This window comes from Bacteroides sp. HF-162 (assembly GCF_015679285.1).
Lineage (GTDB): Bacteria > Bacteroidota > Bacteroidia > Bacteroidales > Bacteroidaceae > Bacteroides > Bacteroides uniformis.
Window position 1 is genome coordinate 729118 of the sequence record NZ_CP064937.1, and the last position, 24207, is coordinate 753324.

The 24207-nt window shown below is 48.7% G+C and carries 20 protein-coding genes; 10 read left to right on the top strand and 10 right to left on the bottom strand.

What is annotated here, in order from left to right:
• Positions 1 to 16 precede the first annotated feature (16 nt).
• Positions 17 to 1663: an AMP-binding protein gene (locus tag ITJ87_RS02905; RefSeq protein ID WP_008662551.1), complete on the top strand. Its 1647-nt coding sequence runs from the start codon at positions 17 to 19 to the stop codon at positions 1661 to 1663.
• 102 nt (positions 1664 to 1765) lie between these two features.
• Here the strand turns inward: ITJ87_RS02905 and ITJ87_RS02910 are convergent, their stop codons facing one another.
• Together ITJ87_RS02910 and ITJ87_RS02915 are read right to left on the bottom strand one after the other, a co-directional pair.
• Complete coding sequence (locus tag ITJ87_RS02910; protein ID WP_117964637.1) at positions 1766 to 2257, bottom strand: S-ribosylhomocysteine lyase; 492 nt, start codon at positions 2255 to 2257, stop codon at positions 1766 to 1768.
• A gap of 24 nt (positions 2258 to 2281) precedes the next feature.
• On the bottom strand, positions 2282 to 2986 hold the full coding sequence (locus ITJ87_RS02915; RefSeq protein ID WP_117964636.1) for a 5'-methylthioadenosine/adenosylhomocysteine nucleosidase: 705 nt from the start codon (positions 2984 to 2986) through the stop codon (positions 2282 to 2284).
• Between the two features lie 244 nt (positions 2987 to 3230).
• Between ITJ87_RS02915 and ITJ87_RS02920 the strand changes: the two genes are divergently transcribed.
• The 3 genes from ITJ87_RS02920 to ITJ87_RS02930 all read left to right on the top strand — a co-directional run bounded on the left by ITJ87_RS02920 (position 3231) and on the right by ITJ87_RS02930 (position 8001).
• Positions 3231 to 5741, top strand: a complete 2511-nt coding sequence (locus tag ITJ87_RS02920; protein ID WP_117964635.1) for a YfhO family protein — start codon at positions 3231 to 3233, stop codon at positions 5739 to 5741.
• A gap of 692 nt (positions 5742 to 6433) precedes the next feature.
• Positions 6434 to 6766, top strand: a complete 333-nt coding sequence (rbfA, locus tag ITJ87_RS02925; protein WP_057088878.1) for a 30S ribosome-binding factor RbfA — start codon at positions 6434 to 6436, stop codon at positions 6764 to 6766.
• Entirely contained in the window at positions 6766 to 8001 is a 1236-nt protein-coding gene (locus tag ITJ87_RS02930; protein WP_117601397.1) for an FtsX-like permease family protein, read from the top strand. Before rbfA ends, ITJ87_RS02930 begins: the two co-directional genes overlap by 1 nt.
• 8 nt (positions 8002 to 8009) lie before the next feature.
• Here ITJ87_RS02930 and ITJ87_RS02935 read toward each other — a convergent pair whose 3' ends face one another.
• From ITJ87_RS02935 to aroQ, 3 genes are all read right to left on the bottom strand, one after another.
• Positions 8010 to 8639 (bottom strand): O-methyltransferase, encoded by a 630-nt coding sequence (locus ITJ87_RS02935; RefSeq protein WP_005830764.1) that lies wholly within the window; start codon positions 8637 to 8639, stop codon positions 8010 to 8012.
• A 118-nt stretch (positions 8640 to 8757) separates the two neighbouring features.
• Positions 8758 to 10215, bottom strand: a complete 1458-nt coding sequence (gene pyk / locus ITJ87_RS02940) for a pyruvate kinase (protein ID WP_005834375.1) — start codon at positions 10213 to 10215, stop codon at positions 8758 to 8760.
• A 20-nt stretch (positions 10216 to 10235) separates the two neighbouring features.
• On the bottom strand, positions 10236 to 10655 hold the full coding sequence (gene aroQ, locus ITJ87_RS02945) for a type II 3-dehydroquinate dehydratase (RefSeq protein WP_005834372.1): 420 nt from the start codon (positions 10653 to 10655) through the stop codon (positions 10236 to 10238).
• 118 nt (positions 10656 to 10773) lie between these two features.
• Between aroQ and xerD the strand changes: the two genes are divergently transcribed.
• From xerD to ITJ87_RS02965, 4 genes are all read left to right on the top strand, one after another.
• Positions 10774 to 11727 carry a site-specific tyrosine recombinase XerD gene (gene xerD / locus ITJ87_RS02950; protein WP_117601398.1) on the top strand — a complete coding sequence of 318 codons (954 nt, stop codon included), beginning with the start codon at positions 10774 to 10776 and terminating at the stop codon, positions 11725 to 11727.
• Between the two features lie 136 nt (positions 11728 to 11863).
• A complete protein-coding gene (locus ITJ87_RS02955; protein WP_117601399.1) occupies positions 11864 to 13558 on the top strand; it encodes a tetratricopeptide repeat protein in 1695 nt (564 codons plus the stop codon).
• Between the two features lie 111 nt (positions 13559 to 13669).
• A complete protein-coding gene (locus tag ITJ87_RS02960) occupies positions 13670 to 14743 on the top strand; it encodes a TlpA disulfide reductase family protein (RefSeq protein ID WP_117964634.1) in 1074 nt (357 codons plus the stop codon).
• A 37-nt stretch (positions 14744 to 14780) separates the two neighbouring features.
• Entirely contained in the window at positions 14781 to 16319 is a 1539-nt protein-coding gene (locus tag ITJ87_RS02965; RefSeq protein WP_117964633.1) for a YifB family Mg chelatase-like AAA ATPase, read from the top strand.
• 73 nt (positions 16320 to 16392) lie between these two features.
• Here ITJ87_RS02965 and ITJ87_RS02970 read toward each other — a convergent pair whose 3' ends face one another.
• Positions 16393 to 18453 carry an acetate--CoA ligase family protein gene (locus tag ITJ87_RS02970; protein ID WP_117964632.1) on the bottom strand — a complete coding sequence of 687 codons (2061 nt, stop codon included), beginning with the start codon at positions 18451 to 18453 and terminating at the stop codon, positions 16393 to 16395.
• A 168-nt stretch (positions 18454 to 18621) separates the two neighbouring features.
• Between ITJ87_RS02970 and ITJ87_RS02975 the strand changes: the two genes are divergently transcribed.
• A complete protein-coding gene (locus ITJ87_RS02975; RefSeq protein WP_035447239.1) occupies positions 18622 to 19554 on the top strand; it encodes an acyltransferase in 933 nt (310 codons plus the stop codon).
• Here ITJ87_RS02975 and ITJ87_RS02980 read toward each other — a convergent pair.
• The 3 genes from ITJ87_RS02980 to ITJ87_RS02990 form a co-directional block, all read right to left on the bottom strand.
• Positions 19541 to 20560: a sensor histidine kinase gene (locus ITJ87_RS02980; protein ID WP_117964631.1), complete on the bottom strand. Its 1020-nt coding sequence runs from the start codon at positions 20558 to 20560 to the stop codon at positions 19541 to 19543. The two genes, ITJ87_RS02975 and ITJ87_RS02980, sit on opposite strands and share 14 nt — an antisense overlap.
• A gap of 10 nt (positions 20561 to 20570) precedes the next feature.
• Entirely contained in the window at positions 20571 to 21329 is a 759-nt protein-coding gene (locus tag ITJ87_RS02985) for a LytTR family DNA-binding domain-containing protein (RefSeq protein ID WP_005834358.1), read from the bottom strand.
• A 65-nt stretch (positions 21330 to 21394) separates the two neighbouring features.
• A complete protein-coding gene (locus tag ITJ87_RS02990) occupies positions 21395 to 22303 on the bottom strand; it encodes a DUF6268 family outer membrane beta-barrel protein (RefSeq protein ID WP_005834356.1) in 909 nt (302 codons plus the stop codon).
• A gap of 246 nt (positions 22304 to 22549) precedes the next feature.
• On the opposite strand from ITJ87_RS02990, the gene ITJ87_RS02995 reads away from it, so the two are divergent.
• Complete coding sequence (locus tag ITJ87_RS02995) at positions 22550 to 22990, top strand: DUF6078 family protein (RefSeq protein WP_005834355.1); 441 nt, start codon at positions 22550 to 22552, stop codon at positions 22988 to 22990.
• A gap of 208 nt (positions 22991 to 23198) precedes the next feature.
• Here ITJ87_RS02995 and ITJ87_RS03000 read toward each other — a convergent pair whose 3' ends face one another.
• On the bottom strand, positions 23199 to 24050 hold the full coding sequence (locus ITJ87_RS03000; protein WP_005834354.1) for a PepSY-like domain-containing protein: 852 nt from the start codon (positions 24048 to 24050) through the stop codon (positions 23199 to 23201).
• Positions 24051 to 24207: the final 157 nt, after the last annotated feature.

Sequence of the window (24207 nt, forward strand, 5' to 3'; positions counted from 1 at the left end):
TTTCAACTTCCACATCATGTTATACGAACGCACCCTCGGCCAATGGTTGGAACATTGGGCCGAAACAACACCAGACAAAGAATATATCGTTTACTCCGACCGCAACCTGCGTTTCACCTGGAGCCAGTTCAACCGCCGGGTGGACGACATGGCCAAAGGACTTATCGCCATCGGCGTGGAGCGGGGAACACACGTAGGTATCTGGGCAGCCAACGTACCCGACTGGCTGACCCTATTATACGCTTGCGCCAAGATAGGTGCCGTCTACGTAACGGTAAACACCAACTACAAACAGTCCGAGCTGGAATATCTCTGCCAGAACTCCGACATGCATACCCTCTGCATCGTCAATGGCGAAAAGGACAGTGACTTTGTGCAGATGACCTATACCATGCTTCCGGAACTGAAGACCTGCCAACGCGGACACCTGAAAAGCGAACGTTTCCCCTATATGAAAAATGTCATCTACGTGGGGCAGGAGAAGCACCGGGGCATGTACAACACGGCCGAAATACTTCTCTTGGGCAACAATATAGAAGACAGCCGCCTGAATGAGCTCAAAAGTCAGGTCACTTGCCACGATGTAGTGAACATGCAATACACCTCAGGCACTACGGGATTCCCGAAAGGCGTCATGCTTACCCACTACAACATTGCCAACAACGGTTTCCTTACCGGTGAGCACATGAAGTTTACCGCCGACGACAAGCTCTGCGTCTGCGTACCATTGTTCCACTGCTTTGGCGTGGTACTTGCCACCATGAACTGCCTGACACACGGCTGTACGGAAGTAATGGTGGAACGCTTCAACCCGTTGGTAGTGCTCGCCTCCATCCACAAGGAGCGCTGCACGGCACTTTACGGTGTACCCACCATGTTCATTGCCGAACTGAACCATCCGATGTTCGACATGTTCGATATGTCCAGCCTACGTACGGGTATCATGGCAGGTTCCCTCTGCCCGGTAGAGCTGATGAAGCAGGTGGAAGAGAAAATGTACATGAAAGTGACCAGCGTTTACGGGCTGACCGAAGCTGCTCCCGGAATGACCGCCACCCGGATAGACGACCCGTTCGATGTACGTTGCAATACCGTAGGACACGACTTTGAACATACGGAAGTAAAGGTTATCGACCCCGAAACCGGAGAAGAGTGTCCCGTAGGCGTACAAGGCGAAATGTGCAACCGCGGATACAACACCATGAAGGGTTACTACAAAAACCCGGAAGCCACAGCCGAAGTCATTGATGAGAACGGCTTTCTGCACTCGGGAGACCTTGGAATAAAGGACGAAGACGGCAATTACCGCATCACAGGACGCATCAAGGACATGATTATCCGCGGTGGTGAAAATATCTATCCCCGCGAGATAGAAGAGTTCCTCTATCAACTGGAAGGCGTAAAAGACGTGCAGGTAGCCGGCATTCCCTCTAAAAAGTACGGTGAAGCCGTAGGCGCTTTCATCATCCTGCACGAAGGAGTGGATATGCACGAATCGGATGTACGAGACTTCTGCATCGGCAAAATATCACGCTACAAGATACCCAAGTATATCTTCTTCATCAAGGAATTCCCCATGACAGGAAGCGGCAAGATACAGAAATTCAAGCTGAAAGACTTGGGATTGCAACTTTGCAAGGAGCAAGGGATTGAGATTGTGTAATAATAAAGGATAAGGATCAAGGATGGGGTTATGCCTATATTAAAGTCTATGCGACCCCAATAATCCCTTATCCCTAATCCTTTATCCTTAATCCCTAACCCCTTATTTTTCTTCTTTTTCCGGATATTTCATATTCTCCTCTTTCATCTGTTCCAATACCTCATGCAGGTATTTGGCAGACTCCCATTTAGCCATCGGAAGGTCGTGGAGCAGGTAGTTGCCGCAATCTTGCGGAGCGGCACCGGGGACTTCACCTTCATATTCGGCAACAAAGCGGAAGGTGTCCTGCATCAGTGTCAGTATGTCCTGCGGCTTCAAGTCACCTTTCATCAGCAGATAATTACCGGTGAGGCAGCCCATGGGGCCCCAATAGATAATCTTGTCCTGCCACTGCGGGTCGTTGCGCAGGTAGGTGGCGGCAAGGTGTTCGATGGTGTGCAGAGCACCTTGTCCCAAAGCAGGCTCACGATTGGGCTCTTTCATACGGATGTCGAAAGTAGTGACTGTTTCTCCGTTCACTTCATCCTGGCGGGATACGTAAATGCCGCGCAACAAGCGGATGTGGTCGATTGTAAAACTGGGAATCTTCTTCATGAGTTATAAGTTATAAGTTATGAGTTATAAATTGCTGGGAAGGGTGGAGAGGAAGGTCCATATCGTGAGGAATGAACGCTCTGCCATGGTTCCCCAGAAATCGGCATACTGCGAAGCATGGTCCTCTACTCCGGGTGTGTCGCTGATGATGCGGAAGCTGAGAAAAGGAACATTGTACAGATGGCAAGTCTGCGCAATGGCGGCAGACTCCATATCAACGGCAAGACCGCCAGGGAAACGTTGCTTGATGGTATCCAGCTCCATACGGTTGGTGATGAACCGGTCGCCGGTACAGACTAGTCCGCTGTGGATGCGGCTTTCCATTCCGGCTTCGTTCAGCGACAAGGCATGTCTCAACAGAGAGGGACAGCCCTCGTAAGAGGCGGGGAAACCTTGTACCTGTCCGTACTCGTTACCGTCGCCGCACCAGACGTCGTGATACACCAGACGTTGGCTTGCCACTACATCCGTCACCTTCAGGCAAGCATCAATACCACCCGCCACACCGGTGCTGACGATGCAGTCCGGAGAAAAGCGCCGTATCAGTTCCGAAGCTCCTACCGCTGCACTCACCTTACCGATGCCACATTGCGTCAAGATTACATGGTTACCGCCCAATGTACCTTCCACATAGCGGAAACTACCATCGCCCGACGTATTCTTATCCTGCAAGCGCTCCACCAACCGGCGGTGTTCGCTGTCCATTGCACTGATTATCCCTATTGTCATATCTATAATAATTTAAGCTTGCATATTACCATTAAAGCACTTTAATCTTTTTTTGGAAAGGCAAAGGTACAACATTCTGCCGATAACGTGACAATAACAATCTGCATTTATGTATCTTTGCCACAAAAGCGAAGATAGGCTGCACCTCAACAAAACTTTTTCATGCAAGCATGAAAGTTCTGTATTCGGTTTGCACTATCTTTGCCCCACAATTGATTAATTGATAACTCATAACTTATAACTCATGAAGAAGCTTCTTCCCGACCTTATTGCCATCTTGGCATTCGTCCTCCTTTCCTTCGCCTACTTCTTCCCGGCGGATATAGAAAACCGTATTCTCTTTCAGCACGACACGGCTGCAGGAGCAGGGGCAGGACAAGAAGTCAAGGAGTATTACGAACAGACGGGCGAACGCAGCCGTTGGACAAACTCGCTGTTCGGCGGTATGCCCATGTATCAGATAGCCCCTTCGTATGACTCCACCAAGTCACTGCAGTGGGTACAGAAAGCCTACCAACTCTTCCTGCCCGACTATGTGTGCCTCACATTCATGCTGATGCTCGGCTTCTACATCCTGCTGCGCGTCTTCGGCATACCGGTCTGGCTGGCCGGACTGGGCGGTATCATGTGGGCATTCTCGTCCTATTTCTTCATACTGATATCTGCCGGACACATCTGGAAGTTCATCACCCTTGCCTACGTGCCGCCCACCATAGCAGGCATTGTGCTCGCCTATCGTGGGAAACTGCTGTGGGGAGGCATCCTCACCGCCTTGTTCGTGGCCCTGCAAATCACCTCGAACCACGTGCAGATGTCCTATTACTTCTTCTTCGTCATCCTCTTCTTTGTGGGAGCCTACTTCGAGAAAGCATGGCGTACCAAGACATTGCCCCAGTTCTTCAAGGCAAGTGCCGTACTGATTGTAGCAGCCCTCGTCGGCATAGCCGCCAACGTATCCAACCTCTATCACACCTATGCTTACAGCAAAGAAACCATGCGCGGCAAGAGCGAACTGGTGCAGACCGGCGACGCTGCCAAGCAGACCAGTAGCGGGCTGGACCGCGACTACATCACCCAGTGGAGCTACGGCATCGACGAAACACTGACTCTGCTGGTGCCCAACTTCAAAGGCGGAGCATCCGCCGCCCTCAGCCAGAGTGAAACCGCCATGAGCAAGGCAAACCCGATGTACAGCAGTCTGTACGGCTCACTGACACAATATTTCGGTACCCAGCCCATGACGTCGGGTCCCGTCTACGTCGGAGCATTCGTCTTGTTTCTGTTCGTACTGGGATGCTTCATCGTGAAAGGACCGTTGAAGTGGGCATTGACAGGAGCCACCTTCTTCTCCATCGTCTTGTCCTGGGGCAAGAACTTCATGCCGCTGACGGATTTCTTCATCGATTACGTCCCGTTGTACAACAAGTTCCGCGCCGTGTCCTCCATCCTTGTCATAGCAGAGTTCACGATACCTTTGCTGGCTATCTTTGCCCTGAAACGCCTGCTCGAAGAGCCGGAAATCTTAAAACAGGAAAAGAAGCCCCTCGGCATCAGCCTGCTGCTCACTGCAGGCATCGCCCTGCTGCTTGCCGTTGCCCCGGGCAGCATCGGCTCCGGCTACGTGCCCGCCCAAGAGGCACAGATGCTGCAGAATGCCGTCAACCAGCAGATGATACCCGCCAACGAGCTCTCCGGCATCCTTGCCAACTTGGGAGAGATGCGTGCCGAACTCGTCAGCAGCGACGCCCTGCGTAGCTTCATCATCATAGGCATCGGCTGCAGCCTGCTCTGGCTCTATGCAAGCGGCAAGCTGCGCAGCTCGCTGACCATTGCAGGTATCACCATACTCTGCCTGGCAGATATGTGGGGGGTCAACAAGCGCTATCTGAATGATGCCCAGTTCGTGCCCCACTCCATCCGTACGGAAACCTTCACCAAGACAAATACAGACGAGCTGATACTACAAGATACCAGCTTGGACTATCGTGTATTGAACTTTGCCACCAGCACCTTCGATGACAACAACACCTCCTACTGGCACAAAAGCGTCGGCGGTTATCACCCGGCCAAGCTGCGCCGCTACCAGGAAATGATAGAGCATCACATCTCTCCCGAAATGCAGGCGGCCTACAAGGCCATTGCCACCGCCGGAGGTGAGATGGACAGCGTGGATGCCAATAAGTTCCGCGTACTGAACATGCTAAACACCAAATACTTCATCTTCCCTGCAGGACAGCAAAGACAAACCGTTCCCATCCTCAACCCGCACGCCTACGGCAATGCATGGTTTGTAAACAAGGTGCAGTATGTGAACAACGCCAACGAAGAGATTGACGCCCTGGACAGCATCATACCCACAGAGACAGCCGTAGTGGATGCCCGCTTCAAGGATGTACTGAAAGGTACCACGGAAAGTTATAAAGACAGCCTCTCCAGCATCCGCCTGACAAGTTACGCACCTAACCGCCTGACGTACGAAACAAACAATGCCCAAGACGGTATTGCCGTATTCTCCGAAATCTATTATCCGGACGGCTGGCACGTAACCATCGACGGACAGCCTGCCGAACTGGCACGCGCCGACTATATCCTGCGCACAATGTATGTTCCTGCCGGACAGCACACCATCGAAATGCGCTTTGACCCCACCAGCCTGCACGTGACGGAAGGCATCGCCTACGGAGCACTGGCGCTGCTGGTGATAGGTATCATCGTGGCAGTGCTGATAGCCAAAAGGAAGTATGTAAAGGCATAAGAACAAATATCATATCATTCCCCCACAAGCACCCGACGCATTCCGCTATTCATACCCTGATACGGAATGCGTCGAGTGCTTATGTCCGTTCCGTTATCCCCTCATGTTTGTTCTGTCATTCCCTTATGTCTGTTCTGTCAACCCCTATATATTGATGAAAAACCACAGCTGTGAAGCATATTCTTCACAGCTGTGGCACGTCTTCTTCACCGCTGTGGAAAAGGCGTACCACAGCCGTGCGCACATGATAAACCCAAAGGCTTCTCAAGACAAACCACCGTGCAAAACACAACAGAAGCCTATGTAACACACAACGGAAGCCTATGCAAGAGACAAGAAAGCCCGGTCAGATGCGCAAAAAAACCGTTTCTACCCTCCCGGGTAAAAACGGCTCAAGTCAATAATACATGAAAAAACGCTATTTAGAGAGAGTCTCTTCTATAACGGAATGGTTCTCTTCCTTCTTCACTCATCATCAGTTCTCCGAACTGACATCAAAGTTAGGGAAGCATAACAAGAACAACAAATAGAATCTACGAAAAGGCATATCTCATCGACAGAACGGAAAAGAATGAACCCTACAATAGGGAAAAGAATGAAAAAAAAGCTATAAACAGTCGGCAGAACGATATATTTCAGTAACTTTGCTAACGTGAAAACAGGCTGCACCCCAGCATAAAAAAATGAACAGTATGGAAACTACCAGACAAAATAAAATAGCCCGTCTCCTGCAGAAGGAACTGAGTGATATCTTCTTGTTGCAAACCAAGTCCATGCCCGGCATACTGATTTCCGTCAGTGCCGTACGCATCAGCCCCGACATGAGCGTGGCACGCGCTTATCTCAGTATATTCCCCTCGGAGAAAAGCGAAGAAATAGTCAACAACATCAACGGAAATATGAAATCCATACGCTTTGAACTGGGTACCCGCGTACGCCACCAACTACGCATTATCCCCGAACTGAAGTTCTTCGTAGACGACTCACTGGACTATCTGGAACGAATTGATGAACTGCTGAAATAATGTCCCTTCCCTTCTTTATAGCCCGCCGCTACCTCTTCTCCAAGAAGAAACACAATGCCATTAATATCATCTCCGGTATTTCGGTGTGTGGAGTGGCATTGGCTACGTTGGCGTTGGTATGCACCTTGTCCGTGTTCAACGGTTTTCAGGACATGGTGGCAGGCTTTTTCACAGCTTTCGACCCGGAACTGAAAATCACCGTCCGCGAAGGTAAGGTTTTCGACCCGCACGAAGCGTGCATCCGGCAAGTACACGCCCTGTCCGAGATTGACGTGTGGACGGAAACACTGGAAGAGAATGCCATGGTGCAGTACAAGGACCGCCAGGCAATGGCCGTCATCAAGGGAGTGGAGGACAATTTCGAACAGCTTACATCCATCGACAGCTTGCTCTATGGGACGGGAAAGTTCCTACTGAGCGACTCGGTGGTGGACTATGGTTTTCTGGGTGTGGAACTTATATCCGAGTTGGGCACCGGCATTCAGTTCGTGGACCCGTTGCAGGTCTATGCCCCCAAACGGAACGTACGGGTAAACATAGCCAACCCCACTGCGGCTTTCAACCGGGAGTATCTCTTCTCGCCCGGCGCCATCTTTGCCGTCAACCAGCAAAAATACGATTCACGCTACATACTGACGTCACTCGACTTTGCCCGCCGTCTGTTCAATTATGACACGGAAGTTTCTGCCATTGAGATGAAACTGAAACCCGGTTCCAACATCGGCTCCGTACAAAAGAAAATAGCAGGCATTCTCGGCGACCGGTTCATTGTACAGAACCGCTACGAGCAGCAGGCCGATGTTTTCCGCATCATGGAAATAGAGAAACTCATCTCTTATCTCTTCCTCACCTTCATTCTGGGTATCGCATGCTTCAATGTCATCGGTTCGCTGTCCATGCTGATACTGGACAAACGGGAGGACGTGGAGACACTGCGCAACCTGGGTGCCGATGACCGGCTCATAGCGCGCATCTTCTTGTTCGAAGGCAGGATGATTTCTGTGTTCGGCGCCCTCTCCGGCATCGTTTTAGGATTGTTGCTGTGCTTTCTGCAGCAACGTTTCGGGTTGATTTCATTGGGGGGAGGAAACGGAAGTTTTGTAGTAGACGCTTATCCGGTAAGTGTACATGCCACGGATATTATTCTGGTATTCGTAACGGTCATCACTGTAGGCTTCTTGTCCGTATGGTATCCGGTGAGATACCTCAGCAAGCGGCTGCTGAGAAAAAGATAGAAAAACAGTTACTTCTTACGGATAATCGTCAATCCGTCACGCAGGGGGAGAATGACTTTCTCCACACGCGCATCCCGCGCCACCAAATCATTGAAGGCTTTGATACTGATTGTCTGCAGGTCTGTGCGATGGGGTTGTTCTTCCAGCACATGGCCATCCCACAAGGTATTGTCGGCAATGATATATCCACCGCCGGAAAGGCGGGCGAGCACCATTTCATAATACTCTATGTATTTACGCTTATCTCCGTCAATAAAGGCAAGGTCAAAAGTGAGGTCCAGTTGCGGTACCCGCTCCAAGGCATCGCCAATGTAGAACCTGATTTTATCCGCGTAATCGGAATTCTCCAGCCACGGACGGGTGAAGTCCTCCTGCTCGTCGTTGATTTCAAACGTATGCAGCATCCCGCCCTCCGGCAGTCCTTCTGCTATGCAAAGTGCGGAATATCCACTATAAGTCCCTATCTCCAGCACCTGCCGGGGACGAATCATCCGGACAAACATCTTGAGCATACGCCCCTGCAAATGTCCGGAAGCCATGCGGGGATATAGCAACTTGACATGCGTGTCGCGATAGAGCGCTTTCAGGTAATCGCCCTCATCATCAATGTGCTGCAAAATGTATTCGTCAATCGTCACTTTGTTAATGGATTATAGGTTAGGGATAAGGGATTAGGGGTTAGGGATTAGGGGTTAGTTCTGCGCACAATTATTAATTAATCATTAACCGCTAATCCCTTATCCTTAATCCCTTATCCTACAAGTATCTGTTACTGTTGGGCAACACACTATCTTCAGCATGCTTCAAGGCATCTTCTACGACATTGATTTCAAGGAAAGAGGTCTGTGTGCCTTCCTTACCGCTACTCAGGTAGCCCACCATGTCCGTAGGACATAAACGGCCTTCCTTCAACAAGCGGCGCAAGGCTGCAAAGTAATATTCCTGCCCGTTGGCAAGTTCGGGCATATAGATAGCTTCCACACCGTAGGAAAGGGCAAGGTGCCGCATGGTCTTTTCCTTGTAGCAGATGGCCAACACCGGATATTTGCCACGGAAAGCGGCAAGGTTACGGGCAGTACGGCCGCTGTAACTGTCGGTGATGATTGCACGGATTTTCAGTTTGGTGGTAGCCTTTACCGCTTGTTTGGCCAGGAACGCAGTCACGTCGTTGCTGTTCTCGTCCAGCGGAATACGGATATCGTTGTCAGACAGCTTGTCTTTCTCCGCTTGGGCGGCAATCTTGGTCATCGTCTTCACTGCTTCTACCGGATACTTTCCATAGGCGGTTTCACCGCTCAACATCAAGGCATCCGTACGATAATAGATGGCATTGGCAATGTCCGTTACCTCCGCACGGGTGGGACGCGGATTGGAAATCATGGTATGAAGCATCTGTGTGGCAACAATCACCGGCTTCTTGGCAAGAATACACTTGCGGATGAGCACACGCTGGATGCCCGGAATACGTTCCTGCGGAACTTCAATACCGAGGTCACCGCGAGCTATCATCACACCGTCGGCTACTTCCAGGATTTCATCGATATTATCAACACCTTCCTGGTTCTCAATCTTTGCCACAATGCGGATATCGCTGTTATGAGCGTCAAGAATCGCCTTGATGTCGAGTATATCCTGCTTATTGCGCACAAAGGAGTGGGCAATAAAGTCTATGTTCTTCTCAATGGCATAAAGGATATTGGTGCGGTCCTTCTCCGTCAGAGAAGGCAGATTGATGCGGACGCCGGGAACGTTGACGCTCTTGCGGCTGCCCAGAGTAGCCTCATTCTGTACTTCGCAGAGCAGATAGTCGGGGGTCTTCTCTACAACGACCAACTCTAAGTCACCGTCATCAATAAGGATATGGCCGTCCACATTCAAGTCTTTGACGAAATGGGGATAGGATACCGAGATACATTCACGGGTAGTCTCCTGCTCCGGGTTGCCTACCACCTTCACGCGGTCGCCCGCCTTGAAAGGAATGGGCTCAGCCAGAACCGTCGTACGGACCTCCGGTCCTTTCGTATCCATAAGGATAGCGATGCGGTTGGAAACCGAACGCACATTATTAATCAACTTCTCGGCACCTTCACGGCCAAGATGTGCAGTATTCATACGTACAACATTCATACCTGCATCGAACAACTGCTTTATAAAATCAACATCACAGCGCTGGTCAGAAATCGTTGCGACAATCTTCGTTTGCTTCAATAACATAATCTATATACCTATTTTATTTAATAATCTTTTAATGCCTCCATGGCCAGACGGTAGGAGTTCAGCCCGAAACCGAGAATGACACCCTTGCAAGCGCAGGAAATCATGGACACATGACGAAAAGCCTCGCGGGCATGTACATTAGAGATATGCACCTCAATCACTGGAGAAGTGACCGAACGGATAGCATCTTGCAGAGCGATGGACGTGTGAGTGTAAGCACCCGCATTCAAAATGATGCCGTCCACATCAAAACCCACCTGCTGAATCTTGTCTATCAGCTCTCCCTCAATGTTGGACTGGAAATAGTCAATCTGTACATCCGCATATTTCTTACGGAGTTCGGCAAGGTAGTCTTCAAAAGTAACGCTACCGTAAATGGAAGGTTCACGTTTGCCCAAGAGATTTATATTGGGGCCATTAATAATCTGTATCCTCATAACACAATTTTTTATACCTTTGCGGTGCAAAGATAGTGCAAACCGAAAGCAGATGCAAATTTATTTGCAATTTGCTGAAATGCAGTCTATTTTCGCGAAGCAAAGGTAGAAAAAAGAAATGAAATCAGAAGAAAAATCCACAAATAAGGAGAAACAAACGCTGATAATCAGAAAGTACCACCAGTATCTGAAACTGGAAAAAGCACTCTCACCCAATACAGTGGATGCTTACCAAACAGACTTACAGAAGCTGCTGCACTTTCTGGAAGGAGAGGGTATCGCTATCCTTGACACTACCCTGGATGACTTGCAGCATTTTGCCTCCGGACTGCACGACATCGGCATCCATCCCCGCTCGCAGGCACGCATCTTGTCGGGCATCAAGTCATTTTTCCATTTCCTAGTCATAGCCGACTACCTGGAAGGAGACCCCAGCGAACTGTTGGAGGGTCCCAAAATCGGATTCAAGCTTCCAGAAGTATTGACGGTGGAAGAGATAGACCGCATCATCTCCGCCATTGACCTAGGCACAAACGAGGGGCAACGCAACCGGGCCATCCTCGAGACTCTATACAGTTGCGGCCTACGGGTATCGGAACTGTGCAACCTGAAAATCTCCGACTTGTATTTCGACGAAGGCTTCATCAAGGTAGAAGGTAAGGGCAGCAAACAACGCCTTGTACCTATATCGTCCCGTGCCATCAAAGAAATAAGGAACTGGTTCGTAGACCGTAATGGAGGCTGGAAAATCAAGAAAGACTTCGAGGACTATGTATTTCTGGCACGCTGGGGCAAAAACATCTCGCGCATCATGGTATTCCATCTTATCAAAGAACTGGCAGAGAAGGCCGACATCACCAAAAACATCAGCCCACACACCTTCCGCCACTCCTTTGCCACTCACCTGCTTGAAGGAGGCGCCAACCTACGCGCCATACAAAGTATGCTGGGGCACGAATCCATTGCTACAACAGAAATTTACACACACATCGACCGGAACAGATTGCGCAGTGAAATCATAGAACACCATCCCCGCAATATAAAGTATCGCAAAGAACGGGAAATTCATTAAATTATGATAAAATTACTGCGAGGGTTAACAAACTGTAATAGGATTTAATATCTTTGCGTTGTTATGTTCATGCCCAAACAGCACACTAACATGGAATAGACAAATTTCAATTACAAACAATTAATTTATACCTAAAATGACTAAGAAATTGTATCTGCCGTTTTTAATGGCAATGGTTGTTGCATTAATGACATCATGCAGCAAAAAAATGGGTGAATTGTCATCTGATTATTTCACCGTAACTCCTCAAGTTCTGGAGGCTGTAGGTGGTAAAGTTCCCGCTACAATCAACGGAAAATTCCCCGAAAAGTACTTCAACAAGAAGGCTGTGGTAGAAGTGACTCCAGTATTGAAATGGAACGGTGGCGAAGCTAAGGGTCAATCTGCCGTATTCCAAGGCGAAAAAGTGGAAGGTAACGACCAGACTATCTCTTACAAGATGGGCGGCAGCTACACGATGAAAACATCTTTCGACTATGTACCGGAAATGGCAAAATCCGAACTGTATCTGGAATTCAAGGCTACAATCGGTAAAAAGACTGTCACCATCCCTGCTGTAAAAGTAGCTGACGGTGTAATTTCCACTTCTGAGATGCTGGAACAAACATTGGGTAGCGCTAACCCCGCCAACGGTGACGACGCTTTCCAACGTATCATCAAAGAAAAGCATGACGCCAACATCATGTTCTTGATCCAACAAGCCAACGTACGCGCCAGCGAATTAAAGACTGCCAAAGAATTCGGCAAAGAAGTGAAGAACATAAACGAAGCTGCCAACAAGAAGATCAGCAACATCGAAATCTCCGCATACGCTTCTCCTGATGGTGGTGTAGACTTGAATACTACATTGGCTGAAAACCGTCAGGACAACACAGCTAAGATCATCAACAAAGATTTGAAGAAAGCCAAAATCGATGCAGCAGTAGACACCAAGTATACAGCTCAAGACTGGGAAGGTTTCCAGGAACTGGTATCCAAATCAAACATCCAAGACAAAGAATTGATTCTTCGCGTTCTTTCCATGTATCAGGATCCTGAACAAAGAGAACAAGAAATCAAAAACATCTCTTCTGTTTATAAGACTTTGGCCGACGAAATCCTGCCGCAACTGCGTCGTTCACGCCTGACTTTGAACTACGAAATCATCGGTAAGTCTGACGAAGAAATCGCAAGCCTCGCCGACAGCGATGCCAAGCAGTTGAACATCGAAGAATTGCTGTATGCCACTACCTTGACTAAAGATGCTACCAAACAAGAAGCCATCTTCACAAAAGCTACTCAAATCTACCCGAACGATTTCCGTGCTTACAACAACTTAGGTAAACTGGCTTATCAGGCTGGTGATCTTGACAAGGCTGAAAGCTACTTCAAGAAAGCTCTCTCTATCAAGGATGCTCCTGAAGTCAACATGAATCTTGGTCTGATTGCTTTGACCAAGGGTGACAAGACCGCAGCAGAAGGCTACCTGAGCAAGGCTTCCGGTTCTAAGGAGCTGAACGAGGCATTGGGTAATCTGTATGTTGCTCAAGGTCAGTACGACAAGGCTGTTAACTCATTCGGCGATACAAAAACCAACAGTGCAGCTTTGGCACAAATCCTGGCTAAGGACTACAACAAAGCAAAGAGCACATTGGCCGCTATCGAAAAGCCGGACGCTTACACTGACTACCTGATGGCTGTACTTGGCGCAAGAACCAACAATACATCTATGGTAACCAGCAGTCTGAAAAATGCCATTGCAAAAGAACCGGCTTTGGCAAAGAAAGCTGCTTCTGACCTGGAATTCGCCAAATACTTCACTAACACTGACTTTATGAATATCATCAAATAATAAAGGTTAGACTGAAAAGAACGTGCCCGGCATAGAAATATGTCGGGCATTTCTTTTTATTCACACCAAAAAGAAGTATTTTCGCGACGAAGTATCAGAAAAAGAACCGGAATGAAGAAAATCTATCTTGCACACCTTCTGCTTATTATATTGTCTGCCTGCGACAGCAAAAACACGAATTCAGTCCACCTAAGCGGTGAAATCAAAGGGCTGGGGAATGATACCCTTTATATATATGGTACGGACAAGTTCTATAACCGTATGGACACACTGCTTGTCAAGGATGACAAGTTCTCTGTAACCCTCACCACCGACACACTTGCCTCTACATGGTTGCAATTCAGCGACGGTACGGAATATCCGCTTTACCTGGACAAAGGAGACAACATAAAGATAAAAGGTTCTGCCGCCGAGCTTACTTCACTGGAAATCACGGGAAATGTCCCCAATGAAGAACTAACCGCCTTTCAGAAAGAGTTGAAAGGCTTGAGTACTCCCTCGGAGAAAGCATTGGAAGAAAAAGCAGAAGCCTTCATCAACAACCATCCTTCTTCACTGGTAAGTATCTATCTGCTGAAGAAATATTTCGTGCAAAAACCGCAACCGGACTTCGCCTTAATCAAAGAAATGACAGCACACATGACCGGAGGCTTAAAAGACCGTCCGTATGTGGACGAACTGCTTGATCTGATCCAAGAAGAAGAGAAGATATCCATCGGGAAAACTATCCCTTACGTCAACCTGCCCAATGCCAAAGGTACACAAATCAGTCGCACCAGCTTTAAAGACAAATATCTGTTGATACATTTCTGGGCATCTTGGGACCCGCAAAGCATGGAAGCCAACGCTGCCCTGCGCCGGATTTACAAGAAAGAAGAAAAGAACAAACTATTCGCCCTCTGGGGTATTTCCTTGGACATCGACAGAAAGGAATGGGAAGAAGCAATCAAAAGAGATACCCTGAAGTGGGAACAGAGTTGTGATTTCTCCGGATGGAACACAGCGCCCATCAAGCAGCTCGCCATACAAGCATTGCCTGCCAACCTGTTCCTTAGCCCTTCCGGAAAAATTGAAGGGAAGAATATGAGTGAGGAAGACATCAAGAAGAAACTGGAGGAGATAGAGCAAAAGGAAAAAGAGAAGAAAGAGAGTGAAAAAAAACTCAAAAAACAAAACCGACGGTAGCCTATCCTGCCATCACTAACCCCTAATCACTAAAAACGTGCTCATAAAAGTTTTTGGAGCGGCTGTTCAAGGTATTGACGCAACCCTCATCACCATTGAAGTCAACAGTTCCAGAGGCTGTATGTTCCATTTAGTCGGTTTACCGGACTCTGCGGTCAAAGAAAGCCATCAACGTATCATATCTGCTTTGCAAGTCAACGGTTACCGGATGCCTACCAGTAATATCGTCATCAACATGGCACCGGCAGATATCCGCAAGGAAGGTACAGCTTACGATTTACCTTTAGCCATCGGCATACTTGCCGCCAGCGAAGTTATCCAGTCCGATAAGCTGGAACGCTATCTGTTGATGGGTGAACTAAGCCTTGATGGTAGTCTGCAACCTATCAAAGGAGCACTCCCCATTGCCATTAAGGCCAGAGAGCTGGGGTTTGAGGGTATGATAGTTCCTTGCTCGAACGCACATGAGGCCGCTGTAGTGAACAACCTAAAAGTCTACGGCGTGGAGAATATCAAAGATGTCATTGAGTTCTTCAACGAAAAACCAAAATTATCCCCGACACAAGTCAATACCCGCGAAGAGTTTTACTCCCAACAAAGCTCTTTTGAACTGGACTTTGCAGAAGTGAAAGGGCAGGAAAATGTAAAGCGAGCGCTGGAAGTAGCCGCCGCAGGCAGCCACAATATTCTTCTCATTGGGGCCCCGGGTAGCGGAAAGTCTATGCTGGCAAAACGTCTTCCCTCCATACTTCCTCCTTTATCATTGGGAGAAAGCCTGGAAACGACCAAGATTCATTCTGTTGCCGGAAAACTCGGTAAAGGTGGCGGACTTATCTCAAAACGGCCATTCCGTGATCCGCACAATTCCATTTCCACAGTAGCCATGACTGGTGGAGGCAGTTTCCCCCAACCCGGTGAAATCAGTCTGGCTCATAATGGAATCCTATACCTCGACGAATTGCCTGAGTATAACCGCAGCGTTTTGGAGGTTCTCCGCCAACCGCTGGAAGATAGAAAAATTACTGTATCACGCATTCGATGCAATGTGGAATATCCTGCCAGTTTTATGCTGGTAGCCTCCATGAACCCATGCCCATGCGGATACTACAACCACCCGACCAAAGGCTGCGTTTGCAGTCCCGGGCAAGTACAGAAGTATCTAAATCGCATATCCGGACCTTTACTCGACCGCATAGACCTGCAAATCGAAGTTACCCCACTTCCTTTTGAAAAGATGGCAGACACTCGCCCGGGTGAGTCGAGCGCAACAATACGAGAGCGTGTGATACATGCCCGACAAATTCAGGAAACAAGGTATGCAGACATTCCCGGTGTATATTGCAATGCCCAGATGAACAGTAAACTGCTTGCCTGCTACGCCCGTCCGGATGACAAAGGACTTGCCATGCTCAAAACTGCCATGAACCGGCTGAACCTTTCGGCCCGCGCCTACGACCGCATATTGAAAGTATCACGCACCATCGCCGACCTGGAAGACTGCGAATCAATACAGCCGGCACACTTGGCGGAAGCTATCGGATATAGGAATCTGGATAGGGAGGACTGGGCAGGATGAAAAAGGGATTAGGGATTAGCGGTGAGCGATTAACAGTCAGCCCCTTTAATCTCTAATCCCTAATCTCTAACCCTTATTTCTCTATCCGAATGCGCGCATCCACCGCTATCACCTGCTTTTCAGTCGCCAACAATGGATTGATATCCATCTCCTTGATTTCCGTTGCAAAGCGCAGCAAGGTGGAAAGCCGTACAATAATTTCGGCAAATTTATCTTCATTCACACCCTTCTGCCCGCGCGTACCTTTGATAATCTTATAGGCACGCAACGAGTGAATCATGGAGTAAGCCTCCTCATAGGACAACGGTGCAAGACCGGAAGATATATCCTTCAGCACCTCCACAAAAATACCGCCCAGGCCGCAGAGTACCACATGTCCGAACTTCTCTTCATATTTGGCACCGATAAACAATTCCGTCCCTTTCAGCATCGGCTGCACCATAATAGCACTGGCTTCGGGAATCTGCATCATACGGTCGAATTCCAATGCCAAATGCTGTTCACTTTTGATATTGAGCACAACACCGCCTACATCCGACTTATGCACCGGCCCCACCACCTTTGCCACCACCGGGAATCCCGTGCGGCGTGCAAAGGCAAGCACTTCTTCCTTGTTGTCCGAAACAAACTCCTCCACAATAGGAATACCTGCAGAGCTGAGCAATGCCTGCACATAGTGCGGTGCGATATAACCGTCCGCAGGAATGGAATCTATAATCCGGCGGATACGGGGAACATCCACTCCAAAGAGCTCGATTTCATTATTGGCAGGCCTCGGGGCATTCATTATCCGAGAAAGTGCCGTGCCCAAAGTCACTTCATCGGCAAAGTTCACATGGCCTTTTGCCAGAAAAGCGGCAACCTCGGCTCCCGCCGTATTGATGGAAGGAAGAATCGGAAAAATCGGCTTCTTGCAATGCAGCATCTTCTCGTGCAGCACATCATACATTTCAAACATGGTCACCAGCCCCGGAGTGCCGAAAATAGCCATTACAGCATCAATATTGTCAAACTTCTCCTCACAATACTCCAGACAGAGGCGCAGATGTTCCGGCGTACCCGTAGCCAGAATATCAATGGGATTCCCCACAGCCGCACCGGGGAAAAGCTTACCCTTAAGTTCCTCCGCCACCGGTCCTTCCAGTTTCGGAACATTCAGTCCACCCTTACTCAATGCATCGGTCAGCATCACTCCCGGACCGCCGGCATGAGTAATGATGGCGAAGTTTTTCCCTTTCAGTTCCGGCAGTGTAAAGATACAACCTACGGTTGTCAGCTCCTCGCGCGAATAGCAACGCACAATACCCGCCTTACGGAACAAGGCCTCTACCGCCGAATCGCTACTGGCAATGGCCCCCGTATGCGAACTCGCCGCCCGGCTGCCGCTTTCGCTACTGCCCGCCTTGATGGCCGCAATCTTGCAGCCCTTCTTGATGAGCGAGGATGCATGAAACAGCAGACGGTCGGGGTCACCGATACTCTCTATATAAAGAAGTTTTATTCTGGAATCCGCTTCCGGATTGAAGTGTTCGTCCATGTATTGCAACACATCCTCCACGCCGATTTGCTTGGCATTGCCCACAGACCATACAGAGTTGAATTGCAATCCCTTGGTCACGGCGCTCTCCAATATGAACACCGCTGTGGCACCGGAGCTGGAAATCAGGTCCACCCCTTGCGGATGCAGTTGCGGGATGGGCTGGCTGAATACACTGTGATGCCACGAGTTCATAAAACCGATACAGTTGGGGCCTATCAGAGAGGCTCCATACCGGTTCACCGTTTCCAGTATGCGATCTTCCAGCACAGCACCCTCATGGGTCTCCTCACCAAAACCGGCAGAAAGGATAATGAACGCCTTCACCTGCTTCTCCGCAGCAAGCATCTCCACCGCATCGGGACAAAGCGCGGCAGGTATGGCAAGGATGGCTAGGTCCGTATCGGGAATGTCCTTCACATCCGCAAAGGCAGCAACACCCTGCACTTCAGTCTCTTTCGGATTCACGGCACGAAGCTCACCGGTATATCCGCCGCTAAGCAGATTTTTCAGGATAGCCCCTCCGGGTTTGTGTACATTGTTGGATGCCCCCACTACCACAATACTGGCCGGGTGAAGTAATTGGCTTGTTATCATAGTCTGTTTTACATTAAGTTAATGATTCATGCACAAATATACATTTTCCATACATAAAAGCAATCGGTAAAAGAGAAAATAAGCTTAATCCCTTTGCAAAATATAAATAAGTTTACGGAAGTATATATATTTGTGCCATCAATAACAATACGCAGAAAACTACCCTATATGGAAAGCCGTGTCAAAGAGATAGATTATCTGAAATGCATCTTCATCACCCTGATGATTATCTTCCACCTTGTATATATAGGCGACAAGTATCCGTATGCGAAACAAATCGTCTATACGTTCCACATGTCCGCTTTCCTGATTATTTCGGGCTATCTGGCCAATAACCGGAAGGATGCCCGAAGCTTTCTCCGCAAGTTTCTATGGATTTTCATTCCGTATGCCTGCATGGAGGCGGCCTATACGGTGATGTCTCATTTCCTGCCCGTACGCGAAAGTGTAGATGCCATTACTCCTACCGTATTGCTCGACAAGATATTCCTCCATCCGATGGGACCTTACTGGTATCTGCATACACTGATTCTGTGCAGCCTCATCTATTATATCACATTCCGCTATGTACGGCTGTCGGTTGTCTCCCGGCTGGTTGTGACCGGTGTCTGCCTGTTTGCCCTTTCCCATTGGGGAGGATTGATGAACTTCTCCAATGCCCTCTATTTCCTTATCGGCATGACAGTGAGCCAAAGCGGGCTTCGTTTTACACAAGTCTTTCGCGCCACAACCTTCGCCATTGTTCCATTCGTAATACTATGCTGTTTTCCCGCCAATCTGGATAGGGGTACTCTGGCAGGAGTCGCCATCACCTGGCTTTCCATCAGCCTGCTGTTGGCAGCCTACGGCTATCTGCCGGTACAAGCCAAACGGCTTTCCTTCTTTATAGGGCGCAATACGCTGGTCATACTCCTTTTCTCACCCATTTTCACCATTCTGTCCAAGGCGTTTCTGCCCGTGTTCGCCTTCGACCCTACGGGGATGCTGTTCCTTGTCACTGCCACCGCCTTCACTCTTAGCGGCTGCATGGGTATGGCGTGGGCTATGGACAAAATGCACGTTTCCAGATTCTTCTTCGGGAAGAGGACTATATTGTGTTGAGACGGTTCACGTCTCCGCCCACAAAGGGAAGTTTCACCACAAACTCCTTTTCGTCCTTAAGAATCTCCACCAGCGTGCCGTATAGGGCATACTGCCGTTGCAGGTTCTTCAATCCCGCTCCATTACTGGCCACATAGTTGCGCAACTGAAGATTGTTGCGTACCGTAATCCCTTCGTTTCCTATGGATATATGGACTATCAGCGGCGACTTCTTTGTACTGATATTATGCTTCAAGGCATTCTCCACAAGCATCTGTATGCTGGCAGGAATGACGAGACAATGATGATTCCGCAAATCATCTTCTATCTCCACATGCAGCGCATCGCCAAAGCGGATATGCTCCAGGTATAAATACGACTCTACGAACGACAGTTCTTCCTGCACGGTCACCGTAGCTCTGCCATGCGTAGTGAGCAGATAACGGTACACCGTAGACAGCTTCTTGGCAAACCGGTTCGTCTTTTCGGTATCCTGATAAGCAAGGGAGGCAAGGACATTCAGACTATTGAATAAGAAATGGGGATTAATCTGGTTTTTCAGCACCTCGAACTGATACAGCGCCTTCTCCTTCTCGATGACAGCCATCTGCTTCTCCATCTCCGAACGTTGCAGGCTATAGAAGAATATCTCTATCTGCAGAACGATAATCCAGTTCCACGGCACTACCGGCAGGGAGTTTCTCAGGATATGCCAGAAATTTCCATGCCCGCCCATCAGCAGGAAGTTCAAGATGTACGTCAACAGAACAGCCTGTGCAGTGGTCAACACGATATCCACCAGAATCCTCACCGCATTGTTGCGCTGTTTCAGTCTTTTATATATCAAGTTGATAACCCCAAAGTCGATGAACCCCAGCCCTATGCACAAAGGAAGATTCAGAAAGAACTGCACCATGATATTCGCATACCACGGCTTACCGCTGATGACGTTATAAACGCACCCTATGACAAGCAACGAGACGGAAACCGTCAGTATAAAAAGGAATATGTATCTCTTATGCCTCATAACTTATAACTCATACCACTCCGTCCACCCATTTCAAGAAATCGGCCACGCGACTGCGGCTCACCAATACCTCGTGCGGGCACTCCGGCTCGAAGTAAAGCTTCAAGCGACTGCCGAAGTACCTGGAACTCTTCCGGATGGACCTAATGTTGGATATGCAGCTCCTTGAAACCCTAAAGAAAACATCCCTATCCAGCATTCCCTCCAACTGGTCCAGCGAGTAGCTGATGATATACCGTTTCCCGGAGAAGAGGTGCAGATAAGTCAGCTTGTCCTCACTATAAAAGAAAGCGACATCCGGAGTTTCTACGTAGCGGAAGGTATCGCCCACCTGCACCAGAAAACGGTTTTTCTTGTTGGCTGCCAAGTAGCCGAGTTCCAGTTGCCGATATTCGGGAGCCGCAGAACGGAGGGCACTGTTGCGCTCGAACTTGCACAAGGCTGCTTCTAGGTCGCTTTCTTCAATGGGTTTCAGCAGATAGTCGATGCTGTTTACCTTGAAAGCCTTGATGGCATATTCGTCGTAGGCGGTGGTGAAGATAACGGGCAAATCGACGGGACACTGCTCGAATATCTCAAAGCTCAACCCGTCGGACAAGCGGATATCTACAATCATCAAGTCCAGGCTGCCCTGACGCAAGAGCAGTACAGCCTGCTCCACGCTCTCTGCCCAGCCCGCCAACTGCCAGGAAGGGCGCAGCCGTTGCATCATACGCTTCAGCTCTTCGTAGGCGAAGCGCTCATCTTCTACTAATAAATACTTTACCATAAAACGTGTCTGTTATTGCGACAAAGATACTATTTTACCTCTTGTCTTTACTAAAATGGCATTTGTCATTTCAGCGTATACCTGAATCCCACCGTCAGGCGCAGAGTCGGTCTGAAGCAAGGCTCGTCCTCATCGTTCTTGAAGTTATTGAGAAAACCTTTCAAACTACGGTCCGACATACTTATTCCGCGTATCCAGTTACCGCCCACTCCCAGATAAACAGCCGTCTTCCTACTCAACTGGTACGAAGGACTGATGTATGACCTCAGCATGACGGTAGAATAGATTTTCGATTTCCCGTCGACTTCCATCACGGCAGACATGCCGTCCATATCGAGGGCGGTCAGTTCCAGCTTCAGCTTCTTGTTCAGCCAGGTGGCGACGGACACTTTCATGCCGCTGGACATATCCACTTTCAGCTCATACCTGCCGGCATTCCTCCAACTGAAGTACATCATGGGCAGTATCATCGGGATACCGTAAGAGTTCGTCAACCCCGCACCGATGCCCAAGTCGAGGTTCTTCCGCAGTTTATAGACAAAGATGATTGCTCCATTAGCCAGTAGGGTCTTCATGGAAACCCCATCCAACGGGGCATAGACACCGCCGCCCACAGAGGCTATGATACTCCACTTGTCGGACAGGGGACGGATGTGGGAGATATTCAGACTGGCATTCAGCAGATTGTCCGGATTCAACTCCCGCGCCTGCCCCTTATTATGGAATACGCCATAGGCAGCATTGACGGTTGCCGACCACGCCACCAGCCTGCCCTTGTCGTCATGCCTGACGGAAAGCGGCAGGTTATACCTTCCCGATACCATCATCAAGCTGCCCGAACCATACTCGTTGCCGAGGTCATCCTTCAACGAACTTTCGGGCAGATAGTCGTAACTGATATAGCCTTGCCCCCGGCAGCAGAACGGCCACGCCGCAAGCCACAACACCAATAGAATCACAGAGTTTGTCTTCATGGGAATATGCAAATGTTTTCTGCAAATATAGTCCTGCGGCAAGTAAGCGGGAAGCATTTACGGACGGGGTGCGGAATGGGGAGGACGAAATGCGGAAACCGGAAGGCGGAATGATTCCATGTTTTACGTTACGCATTTCACGTTACGTAAAATACATAATATTTTCGGGATAAAACAAATATCAGGTGAAGCACCCATCAATCTCCAAACTAATTGTACCTTTGCGGAACTTTAAACAAAAAAATGATGAAAGAAGAAACTTTCGATTATTCCAAAGTTCCCCATAACTTCGGCTTATGCGCTACTGACACATGCCCTTATACTGACACCTGCCTGCGCCGGATTGCATATACGTATGCACCCTCAAACAACATCTTCCTATATGTACTGAATCCGAAAGCAATAGAGTCCACAGCGGGAAAATGCAAATATTATTGCTCGAATAAGAAAGTGCGCTATGCCAAAGGCTTTATCCATACGGCAGAAGCCATCTCTGTCGGCCAGTCCGGCACGTTCCGCTACCGGCTCATCGGCTTATGGGGTATCCGAAGATATTATCAGAAGCGGAAAGGGGAAACTTTGCTCTCACCAACCGAGCAGCAACAAGTCATTGCAATTGCCCGTAACTTAGGACTCCAACGGGCGGAGTACTTCGACGCTTATGTAGAAGAGTACGACTTCACATGACGGCTCCGGTCACCTCACATGATAACTCCGGTTACCCCAAACGGTAACTTCATTTACACTACGAGGTAAAAGGCTTTACACTATGGTGTAACGACCGTTACAATATGGAGTAACGGCCGTTACACCCTATGGTAAACTGCTTTACATTAGAAGGTAAACAAGCAGTAAATACAATACGCTGATTTAAAGGGAAGTATTCAGTATAAGATTATGGCAGTATTTCACCTTCCGCTGTCACCTTTACGTAGATTTCCCTTTCCCCTTGCTCCATCTCTACCAAAAAGTAACTGCCATCGGGAGTCTCAATAAAGTCGGCATCATCAATGACATAACCGGGATGGGCAGCCGTAACGGCGTTCTTCACTACATCCTCCAGATGTCTCTTACTGATATCCCAGATAGTATAGGCCCATGCACCCTCAGCGGTGAACATCACATCCTTGCTGATACTTCCGTGCACGATTTCGACTTCCGTCATACCGTTCTTTTCTTTTTCAATATCCACAATGCGGGCATTGGGATATTTCTCTGCTATAAAATCTTTGATGGCAGCGGAAATATCAGAAGGGAGATAATCTTCGGGAGAACCGCCGTTGTGCGCATCGGCCACTTCCTTCACCAGAATGCCGTCCTCCGAATAATAGAGGTCCATTTCCTGATTACCTTTCTCCACTTCGATGATGTAGACAACAGCCATTTCCTTACGTTCCAGCTTGTCTACATCTTCCACCTTCCATACATTATAATAGGTACTACTCTCGTAAGAGCTTCTCACCGGAGCGGGAAGGTCTGCATAACGGAGGTCGGTTTCGGTCATCTGCCATACACCGTCTTTGGTGAACCAGGCCTCCTTTTCGAAATTGTCCTCATGGAAATCAGCCACATAATATGCACCTTTTGTTTCCCATTCTATACGCTGGGCATTGGGATGCTCCTTGGCCAACGCATTACTCAGTTCCGCGGGCACGGAGATTCCGTCGTTGTCGTCATCATCACAGCTTTGCAAGGCAAAGGCAAACACGCCTAACGCCAATAATAAGAAGTACTTTTCCAGTTTCATAGTCATTTCGTTTTTTTACATTATCAATACCAAGTTTGTTCATTTTGTATGGCAAAGATGAAGCCTAAATCTGGAAAGAATCTGGAAGAATACTCATATTTTGCAGAAAACAGCTATCTTTGTGCCACTAAAAGCGTTCATAACAAAAGAGATACAT

Bases quoted from the DNA above. Each gene is read 5' to 3' on its own strand.
- rbfA (WP_057088878.1), top strand. From the start codon at position 6,434: ATGGAAACTACCAGACAAAATAAAATAGCCCGTCTCCTGCAGAAGGAA.
- aroQ (WP_005834372.1), bottom strand. From the start codon at position 10,655: ATGAGGATACAGATTATTAATGGCCCCAATATAAATCTCTTGGGCAAA.
- xerD (WP_117601398.1), top strand. From the start codon at position 10,774: ATGAAATCAGAAGAAAAATCCACAAATAAGGAGAAACAAACGCTGATA.
- ITJ87_RS02980 (WP_117964631.1), bottom strand. From the start codon at position 20,560: ATGAGGCATAAGAGATACATATTCCTTTTTATACTGACGGTTTCCGTC.
- ITJ87_RS03000 (WP_005834354.1), bottom strand. From the start codon at position 24,050: ATGAAACTGGAAAAGTACTTCTTATTATTGGCGTTAGGCGTGTTTGCC.
- ITJ87_RS02930 (WP_117601397.1), top strand. From the start codon at position 6,766: ATGTCCCTTCCCTTCTTTATAGCCCGCCGCTACCTCTTCTCCAAGAAG.
- ITJ87_RS02995 (WP_005834355.1), top strand. From the start codon at position 22,550: ATGAAAGAAGAAACTTTCGATTATTCCAAAGTTCCCCATAACTTCGGC.
- ITJ87_RS02920 (WP_117964635.1), top strand. From the start codon at position 3,231: ATGAAGAAGCTTCTTCCCGACCTTATTGCCATCTTGGCATTCGTCCTC.
- ITJ87_RS02990 (WP_005834356.1), bottom strand. From the start codon at position 22,303: ATGAAGACAAACTCTGTGATTCTATTGGTGTTGTGGCTTGCGGCGTGG.
- ITJ87_RS02970 (WP_117964632.1), bottom strand. From the start codon at position 18,453: ATGATAACAAGCCAATTACTTCACCCGGCCAGTATTGTGGTAGTGGGG.
- pyk (WP_005834375.1), bottom strand. From the start codon at position 10,215: ATGTTATTGAAGCAAACGAAGATTGTCGCAACGATTTCTGACCAGCGC.
- ITJ87_RS02960 (WP_117964634.1), top strand. From the start codon at position 13,670: ATGAAGAAAATCTATCTTGCACACCTTCTGCTTATTATATTGTCTGCC.
- ITJ87_RS02975 (WP_035447239.1), top strand. From the start codon at position 18,622: ATGGAAAGCCGTGTCAAAGAGATAGATTATCTGAAATGCATCTTCATC.
- ITJ87_RS02955 (WP_117601399.1), top strand. From the start codon at position 11,864: ATGACTAAGAAATTGTATCTGCCGTTTTTAATGGCAATGGTTGTTGCA.
- ITJ87_RS02985 (WP_005834358.1), bottom strand. From the start codon at position 21,329: ATGGTAAAGTATTTATTAGTAGAAGATGAGCGCTTCGCCTACGAAGAG.
- ITJ87_RS02915 (WP_117964636.1), bottom strand. From the start codon at position 2,986: ATGACAATAGGGATAATCAGTGCAATGGACAGCGAACACCGCCGGTTG.
- ITJ87_RS02910 (WP_117964637.1), bottom strand. From the start codon at position 2,257: ATGAAGAAGATTCCCAGTTTTACAATCGACCACATCCGCTTGTTGCGC.
- ITJ87_RS02905 (WP_008662551.1), top strand. From the start codon at position 17: ATGTTATACGAACGCACCCTCGGCCAATGGTTGGAACATTGGGCCGAA.